The 7,678-nt window shown below is 47.4% G+C and carries 5 protein-coding genes; 1 reads left to right on the forward strand and 4 read right to left on the reverse strand.

Annotated features, from left to right (window positions below):
• Positions 1–190: 190 nt before the first annotated feature.
• From SHK35_RS13885 to SHK35_RS13895, 3 genes are all read right to left on the reverse strand, one after another.
• Positions 191–1,414, reverse strand: a complete 1,224-nt coding sequence (locus SHK35_RS13885) for a hypothetical protein (protein ID WP_318710224.1) — start codon at positions 1,412–1,414, stop codon at positions 191–193.
• Positions 1,415–1,445: 31 nt separating this feature from the next.
• The gene (locus tag SHK35_RS14320) at positions 1,446–2,258 is read right to left on the reverse strand and encodes a reverse transcriptase domain-containing protein (protein ID WP_442867447.1); all 813 of its coding nucleotides are present in this window, start codon (positions 2,256–2,258) and stop codon (positions 1,446–1,448) included.
• A 1,478-nt stretch (positions 2,259–3,736) separates the two neighbouring features.
• Positions 3,737–4,471 carry a hypothetical protein gene (locus tag SHK35_RS13895; RefSeq protein WP_318710226.1) on the reverse strand — a complete coding sequence of 245 codons (735 nt, stop codon included), beginning with the start codon at positions 4,469–4,471 and terminating at the stop codon, positions 3,737–3,739.
• Positions 4,472–4,619: 148 nt separating this feature from the next.
• On the opposite strand from SHK35_RS13895, the gene SHK35_RS13900 reads away from it, so the two are divergent.
• A complete protein-coding gene (locus SHK35_RS13900; RefSeq protein WP_318710227.1) occupies positions 4,620–5,549 on the forward strand; it encodes a tyrosine-type recombinase/integrase in 930 nt (309 codons plus the stop codon).
• Here SHK35_RS13900 and SHK35_RS13905 read toward each other — a convergent pair.
• Entirely contained in the window at positions 5,546–7,513 is a 1,968-nt protein-coding gene (locus SHK35_RS13905; RefSeq protein ID WP_318710228.1) for an LTA synthase family protein, read from the reverse strand. The genes SHK35_RS13900 and SHK35_RS13905 overlap by 4 nt on opposite strands.
• Positions 7,514–7,678 lie beyond the last annotated feature (165 nt).

The raw sequence follows: 7,678 nt of genomic DNA on the forward strand, positions 1-7,678 counted from the left end.
TTGCACACAATGCACAGAGATTATCCTCTTATGAGCTAAGCGCCCGACTATGAGCAAAGCAAGCTGCGAAGCAGCGGGAAAGCACCGCAGGTGCGGCTTTGCGAATGGGCGCGGGCTGAGCGGGCTGCGGCGCGGGCGCGGGCTGTGCGGGCTGCAGCACGGGCGCGGGCTGAGCGGACTGCAGCACGGGCTAATAGTACATTTTCCCCTGGAATATTCCCCAAAAATAATACAGTCCGCAGACCACATGGCACAAATAAGCCCCCCACTGAACCGCGAGAAGAAAAGGACGCTTCTTTGCTATAGTTGCACGAACCAGCACCGGAAGAGCCGCCAGGAAGCTGAAGAAAATTCCATACATATATCCCCAGGAAAAATTGAAATCTACTTCCCGAAAGCCTTTTTCGTACAGGAAAAACGCCATGACAAAGCTCATCCCATAGATCTGCCAGGAAAAACGGTACAATGTATTTTCCTTCAGCTCCTTAAAATTACATAACAGCACAACCAGCGGAAAGCCCACCGCCAGACAGACCGCAAGGGAAATATTATCACAGTAAAGCCTCCATACGCTGCCAAAGCAAAAGCCCAGGCCCCCTTCCTCTCCTTCATCGGGCACAAAGACGCCCCTGTACTGATACAGCAGATCCAGAAAGGTAGGGACAAAGCACAGACCCAGCTGCAGCGTGGGAATAAAATTGCGGAACCGGCTTTTTATCATACGCCATACCATAATCAATCCCGCAGCTCCCACAAGCACGATAGTAAAGCTTGGCTTGGTCATGGTAGCCGCCAGGAGAAAGAAAGAAAACAACGCATAATCTTTTTTCTGCTCCTTCCAGCCCTTCTCATAGCGCTCCAGCAGCCTGGCAAACCAGAAAAAGGAAAGAATGGCAAAGGGCCGGGCCGCCATATAGGTTGCATTATGAAAAGGATTTGCAGTAAAAACCCCCAGATAATTGTATTTGATGCCCGGAAGGTAGATTCCCGGGGGCGGATACAGCATGGAAATAAAAAACAAAGAGATGGAAAGAAGGCTCAGCAAGGCTCCCGCCAGCCATTTCTGTTTTGCAAAAAACGCCTGGAGATCCGCAAGCAGCAGATGATCCAGAATCAGCTTCACAATCACCATAGCCAGGCTGTTTGACAGCATGGTGGCCAGGGCCACCGCAAATTCCGGCCCCACAAACAGGTGCAGGAATGCGGCAAACTTAAAAAAAACAGGGTAGGGAAAGCTGTAGCCGCTGTCGAGTCCCTGCATTTCCAATATATAAGCCTTCATATCCGAATGATAGCTTTCCGGACTTCCAAGGGTCTGCCTGTGAAACAAAATCAGGGTTACCGCCGAGGCCCCGAGAAGCAGCAGCATAAAAAAGCCTATATTCATCCATTTTTGTGATTTGGTCTGCTTCATGAATACTCTCCTTTTGATTTTAATGGGCTTCCTAAATCTCCAATATGCTTAAACCGTGGACCTTCAGCCTGGCCTCCACCCGGTCAATGCCTCTCTGCCCTTCCATCTGCTCCATAAAGCCCAGCTTTCCCAAAAGAATCCGTCTCTCAAAAAAGGTGTCTTTCTCTAATTTTTCCTTTTCTGCGGCGGGCAGCTCCTCCACAAGCAGGCGGCGTACCTTGTGAAAGTAATCAAGGCATTCCCGGGCGGTCTCATAAGCATAGGATTTGCCAACGGTGATAAAATTCTCCTTTTCTCCCCTGACAATGTAAAGCCCCACATAGCGGATTTGATCCCCTTGCTTTTCCAAGCGGGCCTTTCGCACCTTTTCCCTGTTTATGGACAGGGAAAGCCTTTTTAGCTCCCGCTCCACAAATTCCTCCGCTTTCTCCTTGGCTTCTTCCTCCATAACCTCTTTTGCGGAGACCAGAATATCGTCCGCGTACCGGGTATAGGTAAATCCCAGAGAGGAAAAAAAGCCTTCCGCCCTGCGGTCAAACTCATTCATATAAATATCCGATAAAATCGGAGACAGCACAAGCCCAAGCGGCAGCGTCCCATGATAAAAGCAGCTGCCCAGCATCCTGTAAAGCTCCTTAAAAAATCTTTCGTCGATTTTGAGGGCCGCCCCAAAGCATTTGGCGAGCTTTTCCAGACCAATGCTGTTGAAAAATTTACGGATGTCGTATTTCATAAAATCTACGCCGTCCAGATGCTGCTGCACGCACTGCTTGATTCCCCGTCCCCGTCGGTAAGCGTAGGAAGCCTGATTTGCCGTGTAATACTCCAGTATGCCCTGAAGCATCCGGTTATGCAGTTCTCTGGCCTGATCTCCGTTTTTGTCTTCCCTGTATTTTATAATTTCACGTTTCTTTTTGTTTTTTCTAACGATTATCTGTTCAAAATACTTCTCCTGATCGGCCTGGATTTTTTCCAAAAGCGTGATATCCTTTTCCTTAAGGCCGCACAAAGTATAGGGATGGTTTCCCACTGCAATCTTGTCCACAACATTACCCAGCGGCTTTTCCACCAGATAGAACCTGTGAAATTGGGAATACAGATAGTACACATGGACAAATTTTGCAATGTGATAGACCAGAGTTCTTTCTTCCTCCTGCAGAACCGTGTTCAGCTTTGCAATCACACAGGCGGACAGATCCTTCCCAGTCTTTCCGGAAATAAAATTTTTAATGCACTGGTTCACCTTGTCCACAATATCGTCAATATCAAACTTGGAAAAATCCTCATCCCCGCTTTGGAGAAAGGTTTTATACTCATGAGAAATAATGGACACTGTCACATAAAACAAAAGCCGCAGCGAAATGCTCACCGTAAGGTTGTTTCCCTTTCTCTGACAGCAGATCTGATAGGGCGTCTGGGGTATGACAACATCGTCCTCCCTCAGATTGATGGGATGAGAATCCTCCTGCCCGAAAATGGGATCCTCCTTGATGTGCCTTGCAAGGTTTGAAGGCAGGCTGTCGTTTACAAATTTATAATGCTCCACCACATAATCCGTGGCCAGAGCCTTTCTCTCCAGCCCCGGCCTGTATTCCAGGCATTTCACCCTGTCCTCATGCTTTTTCAGCACCACATCATGCACAAAGTATCCCACGTTTTTGCGGTTATAAATATCGCTGGCCTTAGGGACAAACACACTGATCTCGTTCACATAGGCGCTGTTTGCAAAAATTCCAAGCTCTGTGGCTGATGACATGGTATCCAGGAAAATATACGTTTTATAGGACACCGCAGCGCAGATTTCTTCCATAATCTGAATGCTGATGTTGTCATCCCGTATATTTTTTTCCGTGAGGAAATCATCTATAACCAAGGGCAGGTATTTGTTTTTGTAGGTGTCATACAGCATGTTCTGCAAAATCACCCGTCTGTCGCTTTTGTTGCTCTTTTCATAATAAGGTCCGCATAAAAAAAGGATGGGACGAGTGATGGTGATTTTATCCAGCAAGGTATATTCCATGGTTCCTCTCATTCTGCCGCGTGAGCGGCTTTGTAACCAGAAGGAACTTTGTGCGGCAGCACAAATTCCGGATTGAAAATTTTAATTATCAATCTTTTCTCCCGCGCGCAAAGAATAAAAGACATTCTTTTGCACAGCATAAAAAAAAGAATCCTACAGTGGTAAAAGAGTAAACTGAACGCCAGGCAAGCTCCGCGAGCATAGGCGTGCGAGCGGAAAAGCGCGCCTGACGTTCAGTTTGCACTTTTTCCACTCCATAAACTCTTTAGAAATACTTCGTCCTCGACGAATACTAGGATTCTTTACTTCATTATAGTATCAAACTCCTGCTTCGTCAAATAATATTTCCGCTTATTTCGTTCGTTCTCCGCCCCGGGCGGCTGAAACAAAAACTGATCCGAGCCTGCATCGTACCTCCAGCCCAGTCCGGTCAAAAGAGGAATCTCTTCATGCTTTGAGAGCAAAACCACAAACAGCCGCAGAATGCCGTCGGCATATTTTTTATTCTGTCCGCCCCTTAAAAACAGGGCGTTGCTCTTTTCCTGAATCAGATTGATCAGCACAAAGAGCTTCCTGTAGGATATTTTGAAATCCATATCAGGAATTTCAATTTCTCCACAGCGGCCCGGGTCTACCGTTTCCCTGATGTGATACCGGATTCCCCGATACTCAAATTCCTGCTGATGAAGCCACTCCTCCTTCTTTTTCGGATCGGGGGACCTTCTGATTTTCAGACGCAGCTGCTTTTTTAAGGCGTTAACCACGAACTGCATCCCTTCTCTGCGGGAAATCTCCAAAAGAAGCTGATAAATTTCATAGATAGACAAATAGGTATTGGCCTGATTGTCTATCAAATAAAAATATACGTCATTCTGTGTGGCTTCCACCCCGAAGAAAGCCTCACAGCCCTCCTGCAGCGTCTGGATTTTCTCTATAATCCGATAGGAAGCTCTGTCGATAAAAGAATAATTCCGCTCGTCATACCCCTTCATTTCCCTCAATCGGTCTGTTCTTATGGCAGGTATAAAATTTTCCACTGAAACCTCCCCTTTATCACGCCGTTTTTGTAGTGTCTCTATTATAAGACAGGGAAAGGGCAATGTAAAGGGCGGAGGAGCTTTTGCGGGAAGAATGGACAATTTCCCCCTTTCCCCTCATAATAGGACAAAAACACGGAGGATACAAATGATGAAAGCTTTGAACCTTTACCTGGAAGAATACCTGGATTACTGCCAGTACAGAAAGCATCTTGATCCCAAGACGCTGAAAGCATACCGTATCGATCTGACCCAATACGAGCGCAGTATGGACAACGCTCTTACTTTTTATGAACGGGAGCCGGTAGACGCCTACATCACCATGCTCCACAGAAAATACCAGCCCAAAACCGCAAAGAGAAAGGTGGCCAGCTTAAAAGCTTTCTTCCGCTACCTCTCCTATCGGGAAATTCTTTCCGAAAATCCCTTTGACAAGCTGGACATCCGTTTTCGGGAGGCAAGGCTTCTGCCAAAGACCATCCCTTTTCATTCCGTGCAGGCTCTTTTGTCGGAGGCCTACCGTCAAAGGAAAACCGCTCACACCCAGTATCAGAAACGCTGCCGCATCCGGGATGTAGCGGTGCTTGAGCTGCTTTTCGCCACGGGAATGCGCATCTGCGAGCTTTGCTCTCTAAAGCCCCAGCATATCGACCTGAAGGAAAAAACCGTCCGTATTTACGGCAAAGGCGCCAAAGAAAGAATCCTGCAGATCGGGAATCCGGCAGTGCTCTCTGCCCTGGCCTCCTATCAGAACGCCTTCGCCCCGGAAATTTCTTCTGCCGGATGCTTTTTTGTAAACAGGCGCAAAAAACAGCTGTCCGATCAGTCGGTGAGATTTATGATCCGGCATTACGCAAGACTTGCAGGAATAGAGCAGCATATCACCCCTCATATGTTCCGTCATTCCTTCGCAACACTTCTTTTAGAGCAGGATGTAGACATCCGTTATATCCAGCGGATGCTGGGGCACAGCTCCATCAGCACCACCGAAATCTATACCTATGTATCCAATATAAAGCAAAAAGACATTTTATTTCACAGGCACCCCAGAAACTTTATGGAGGTGGAGGAAGCTTAGTCCCCTGCTATTTCAAAAAAATCCTCCAGCCGATTTTCCCCATCCGCCGTGTGATGGTAAATCAACAGACGGTAATCTCTTATCAGATTCTCGTACTCTTCACTTCCCTTGGCATACAGTGCGCCGTCTGCAGTCTTGATTCCCAGACTGCTTATCACCGGCAGGCTTTCATACAGCTCCATCACGTACTGCTGATATTCGCTCATGGGCAGCCCCAGCTGCCCGAGCAGAATGCCGGCAAGATAATTGAGACTTACCTCTCCTAAATCCCACTGAGCCGAAGCCTGTCCCGTTACCGCCTGATAAAAGCCTTCCTCAAGATTGGGCTGATGATCCCCGAATACCACCACAACCACCGGCTCCCGATACTGCTCAAAATAAGCAAGCAGCTCCTCAAGGGCTTTGTCGCTTTCCCGCATAAGGCTTAGATACTGCTCCGCCTGAGGATATTCCCCCTGCATTTCACCGGCAAGCTGCACGGTAGTTTCAAAGTTATCTCCACTATAGGTATACCCCCCATGATTCTGCATAGTCACATTAAAGAAAAACAGAGGGGCTCCTTCTTCCTTTTGATCAAAATAGGTCTGCAGATAGGAGTAATCACCTCGGTCACTGACATAAATGCGCAATGTGTCCAGTTCCTCCTCTACATCCTCCAAAAACAGGATTTGATCAAACCCCATGGCCCGGTATACCTGAGTGCGGTTCCAGCCGCTGGACAAATAAGGGTGAAAGGCCACCGTCTCATAGCCCAGCTCCTTCAGGTTGGAAACCAGGCCCGGATAAGCATCCCCACTGGAAAAATAAGAGTTATAGGGCACTGCGGCACTGTATGCTCCCATGGAATCGGAGGTGAGAAACTCATATTCCGAGTTTGCCGTGTTTCCTCCAAGGACGGACACATTGGCAAAGCCACGGATTACATTCTCCTGAATAGAATCCCAATATTCCAGCACCGGCTCCGTAGTCTCAAAATCTCCCAGCACGCGCAGATCACTGAATGCCTCGTTCATGATCACCACAATATTGGGAAATTCCATAACTGAGGAGTTTTCATCCGTCCCTAAAATATCGTCTTCCTCCTCATTTCCCTGTACTTTCTGGTCTTCCTCATATGCCTCTATGATCCGGCGTACCTCATCCAGAGAATAATCCTCCGGCAGGCTCTGAGTGCTCCCCATAATTTCCGACAGCAATGTGGCAAGATAGGTATCCTGGGAAAACTGATTCGTCTGCGCATATATCCTGTCAAACCTCATAACAGGAAGAGCAATGCACCCGCAGACAACAACAGCTGTAACGGCCACAGACACCGGATGAAAACGTCTGCTCTTGCTTTTCGCAAATGCAAATTTCCACACAAGATACCACAAAAGCAGATCTATCAGTCCAAACACCAGCATCCCATCCGGCGTGAAATCGTAATTGCCCACCACGTTTACCGCTGTTTTTGCAGATTTAAAGTCTCCCAGCGAAAGAGGCGCTCCCCGGAATCTCATCAGATAATAATTTGCCGTTCCAAGCAGCCCGATCATCAGATTCCCGATTCCCACAGCGGTTACCGGTCTGCCGGTAACCAGATAGAAAAACCAGTACAACGCCGCTCCAAGGAACAGATTTACAATCTGCACAATGGTCACCTGTGTAAGCGTCAGGTAGTATGTCCCACAGGTCAAAAAACCCAGCACAATTACTCCATGAATTCCGCTCCAGAACATCAGATAGCTGTCGCTTACCATCCTCCAGGACAGCTTCCTGCCGCCCGGAAATCGCTCTGACAAAAACAAAAGGATGATCCCCGCCATACAGACGGCGGCATAGGCGGCCACTGTCTGGTAAACCGTAAGCAGCAGGAATTTTCTTAAGAAAAACAACACTGCAATTTGCAGAAAAGCATATAGACAGGGGATGGCTGCTTTATATTTTTTTATGTTTTCTTTCTTCAGGCTGACAGGCAGGTTCATTCTTACACTCCTTTTGACGCTTTAAGCGAGATTGGCTTCTGAGATATCATAACCTTTTTTGGGAAGGGACGCAAGGGGGAGGGGAATGAAGGATAATACCAAATTATCCGTTGTTAAGAGAACCATGAATTAGCAGAGATATATTTATTGCAAATAGAAAACATT

It is taken from the genome of Candidatus Acetatifactor stercoripullorum (assembly GCF_944382095.1).
Classification (GTDB): Bacteria; Bacillota; Clostridia; order Lachnospirales; family Lachnospiraceae; genus Acetatifactor; species Acetatifactor stercoripullorum.